At 67.8% G+C, this 3,576-nt stretch carries 3 protein-coding genes; all 3 read right to left on the minus strand.

All coding sequences use genetic code 11. The features are described 5' to 3' along the window. Positions 1-139 precede the first annotated feature (139 nt). From G401_RS0138930 to G401_RS0138940, 3 genes are read right to left on the minus strand one after another with little or no spacing between them, the layout of a single operon-like run. Positions 140-1,528, minus strand: coding sequence for a GH1 family beta-glucosidase (locus G401_RS0138930; RefSeq protein ID WP_027346739.1), 1,389 nt, complete (start codon positions 1,526-1,528; stop codon positions 140-142). Continuing rightward, positions 1,525-2,436, minus strand: a complete 912-nt coding sequence (locus G401_RS0138935) for a carbohydrate ABC transporter permease (protein WP_027346740.1) — start codon at positions 2,434-2,436, stop codon at positions 1,525-1,527. Before G401_RS0138935 ends, G401_RS0138930 begins: the two co-directional genes overlap by 4 nt. After that, on the minus strand, positions 2,436-3,335 hold the full coding sequence (locus tag G401_RS0138940) for a carbohydrate ABC transporter permease (RefSeq protein ID WP_027346741.1): 900 nt from the start codon (positions 3,333-3,335) through the stop codon (positions 2,436-2,438). Before G401_RS0138940 ends, G401_RS0138935 begins: the two co-directional genes overlap by 1 nt. Between the last annotated feature and the right edge of the window lie 241 nt (positions 3,336-3,576).

The raw sequence follows: 3,576 nt of genomic DNA on the forward strand, positions 1-3,576 counted from the left end.
TCAGCACATGAGCCCTCGCCACCCGCGACCCCTCTCAACCAGCCAGCACCAAGAAGGTCAACGACCCACTTGCACCGACCGGTTGAGAGGAAGGACGAAAATCGGGACATTCGCGCAAGATCGTCGGACGACGGGGGTGCTACAGGGAGTTGTTGGCGATGACGTCCTTGTACCAGTGGGCGCTGGCCTTCAGCCGCCGCTGCTGCGTCGCGTAGTCCACGTGGACGAGGCCGAAGCGCTTGTCGTAGCCGTAGCCCCACTCGAAGTTGTCCAGAAGCGACCAGGCGAGGTAGCCCCGCAGGTCCACCCCGTCCGCGATGGCGCCGGCGACCGCCCGCAGGTGGCCGTCGAAGTAGCCGATCCGGTCCGCGTCCTGCACGGTGTCCCCGACCACGACGTCCGGGAACGAGGAGCCGTTCTCGGTGATCATGATGGGCGTGCCGGGGTAGTCGCGGTGGAGGCGGACGAGCAGGGTGTGGAAGCTGTCGGCGTCGATGGGCCAGCCCATGCCGGTCTGCGGCACGTCGGGATCGAGGAACAGGACGCCCTCGGTGCCCGGGAACTGGTCCGAGGAGGGCTGGCCGACCTGTGCCGCCACCATCGTCGGCATGTAGTAGTTGACGCCGAGGAAGTCGATCGGCGCCGCGATGGTCTCCTCGTCGCCGGTGCGGATGTGGTCCAGCCCGCAGAAGCGTTCCATGTGCGCGAGCATGTCGGTCGGGTAGCGGCCGAGCAACAGCGGATCGAGGAAGATCCGGTTGTGCAGGCCGTCGAGGAGCCGGGCGGCGGCCTGATCGTGCGGGTCGCTGAGCGTACGCGGAATCGCCGGGCTCAGGTTGACCGTGACCGAAACCTCCTGGGCGCCTGCCGCGCGCAGGGCCCGGGCCGCGAGACCGTGACCGAGCATCAGGGTGTGCGCGGCCCGGAAGGAGTTCGCCGGCTCGATCCGGCCCGGCGCGTGCCGGCCCGAGCAGTAGCCGAGGAAGGCCGAGCACCACGGCTCGTTGAGGGTCGTCCACGTCGGTACGCGATCCCCCAGCCGGGCGTACGCGGCCAGGGCGTAGTCGGCGAAGCGGCTCGCGAGGTCCCGGTTCGGCCAGCCGCCCGCGTCCTCCAGGGTCTGCGGGAGGTCCCAGTGGTACAGGGTCGCCATCGGCGCGATGCCGGCTTCGAGCAGCCCGTCGACGAGCCGGTCGTAGAAGTCCAGCCCCTTCGGATTGATCGGGCCGCTGCCGTCCGGCTGGATCCTGGGCCAGGCGAGCGAGAACCGGTAGGTCCCCACGCCCAGCCCGCGCATGATGGCGATGTCCTCGGCGTACCGGTGGTAGTGGTCGCAGGCGACCTGGCCGGTGTGCCCGTCGGCGACCCGCCCCGGCGTACGCGAGAACGTGTCCCAGATGGACGGTGCGCGACCGTCCTCCTGGGCCGCTCCCTCGATCTGGTAGGACGCGGTGGCGACCCCCCAGCGGAAACCGGCGGGGAAGGTGGTCGCCGGGGTCTCGACGGAGGTTTCGGTCTGGGTGGTCATCCCTTGATGGCTCCTTGCATGATGCCCCCGATGATCTGCTTGCCGAGCACGATGAAGACCAGGATCAAGGGGATGGTGGCGATACACGTCGCGGTCAGCGTCAGCGAGAAGTCCGTGATGCGGCCGCTGGCGACGGCGGACAGGGCCACCTGGACCGTGGGGTTCTCCGGCGGCAGCGCGACGAGCGGCCAGAAGAAGTCGTTCCAGGTGTTCATGAAGGTGAGCATGCCGAGCACGGCCGCGGCGGGCCGGGCGATCGGCATGACGACGTGCCAGAACAGGCCGATCGTGCTGCATCCGTCGACCCGGCCGGCCTCCAGCAGTTCCGTCGGCACGGCCGTCGACAGGAACTGCGCCATGAAGAACACGCCGAACGCGCTCACCAGGTTGGGGGCGATGACGGCGTACAGCGTGTTGATGAGCTGCCACTTCGCCATCAGGATGTAGAGCGGGATGATGCCGAGCTGGGTCGGGACCATCATGGTCGCGATGATGCCGACGTAGAAGCCCGGCCGGCCGCGGAAGCTCAGCTTCGCGAAGGCGAACCCGGCCAGCGTCGAGAAGAGCACGACGCTCAGCGTCACGATCGCCGCCACCAGCAGCGAGTTCCACATGGCCTTGGCGAACGGCACGGTGTCGAAGACCCGCTTGGCGTTCTCGAACAGGTGCGGCCCGATGGTGAGCGGCGGCGGGATCTGGCCGATGGCGCCGTTGTCCTTCGACGCGACCACCACGCTCCAGTAGAGCGGGAAGGCCGAGAAGAAGAGGAACGCGCTCAGCACGAGATACGTGAACGGCGATACGCGCCGCGCGATGTTGATCGGGCGTACCTTGCGGCGGTTGCGCTTGAGGGCGGGCTGGGCGGGCGCCCGGTGGCTCGTCCCCGACGGGGTCACGGTCGTGGACATCAGGCCCTCCGGATGCGGCGGATCAGCAGGAAGTTGAGGGCGGCGATCAACACGATGACCAGGAACATCATCCAGGCCGTCGCGGAGGCGTAGCCGAAGTCGTACTGGCTGCCGAAGCCCTTCTCGTAGAGGTACTCGGCGAGCGTCTGGAACTGCCGGTCGGAGCCGCCGGTGTTGCCGCCGTTGCCGAACAGCAGCGGCTCGGCGAGCACCTGCATGCCGCCGATCGTCGAGACGATGACCGTGAAGATGATGGTCGGCCGGATCGACGGGATCGTGATGCGGGTCAGCTTCTGCAGCGAGCTGGCGCCGTCGAGGGTCGCGGCCTCGTAGAGCGATTCCGGCACCGCCTGCATGGCGGCCAGGTAGATCAGGGCGTTGTAGCCCGTCCACCGCCAGATGATCATCGCCGAGATCGCGATCTGGGACGAGGCCGTGCCGGCCTGCCAGTCGATGTGCCCGATGCCGAAGAAGCCCAGCACCCAGTTGACCATGCCGTAGTCCCGGCCGAACAGCTGGCCGAAGATGATCGCCACCGCCGCGACGCTGGTGACGTTGGGCAGCAGCAGGCCGATCCGGAAGAGCGTCTGGCCGCGCAGCCGGTTGTTCAGGATGTGTGCCAGCACCAGCGCGAAGACCAGCTGCGGAACGGTCGACAGGACCCAGATCTGCGCGGTGTTGCGCAGCGCGTTCCAGAAGTGGTCGTCCTGCAGCAGGTCGGAATAGTTCTGCAGGCCGATGTAGGTGTGGGTGTCGGACAGCAGGCTCCAGTCGTGCAGCGAAACCCAGGCCGTATAGACCAGCGGGTACGCGCCGAGGACGCCGAAGAGAAGGAAGAACGGTGCGATGTAGAGGTACGGCGACGCCTTGACGTCCGCCTTGTGCAGCCAGGCTTTCACGGTGGACTCCTGCGAACGGGCACGACTGAGGGGGCGAATGACCGGCCCCAGCGCGTACACCCTGGGCCGTGGAAAACCGCGCGGCAAGACGCGGAGTGAGAGGTCCACGTGTCCAGGGGTACGCGCCGAGGCCGGAGTCGTGGTGCTACAGGAGCGCCTTGACGTCCTTCATGGACTGTTCCCACGCCTGGTCCGGGGTCTGCTTGCCCTGCTCGACCCGGGTCAGACCGTTCTGGATCGC

The organism is Hamadaea tsunoensis DSM 44101 (assembly GCF_000428945.1).
Lineage (GTDB): Bacteria > Actinomycetota > Actinomycetes > Mycobacteriales > Micromonosporaceae > Hamadaea > Hamadaea tsunoensis.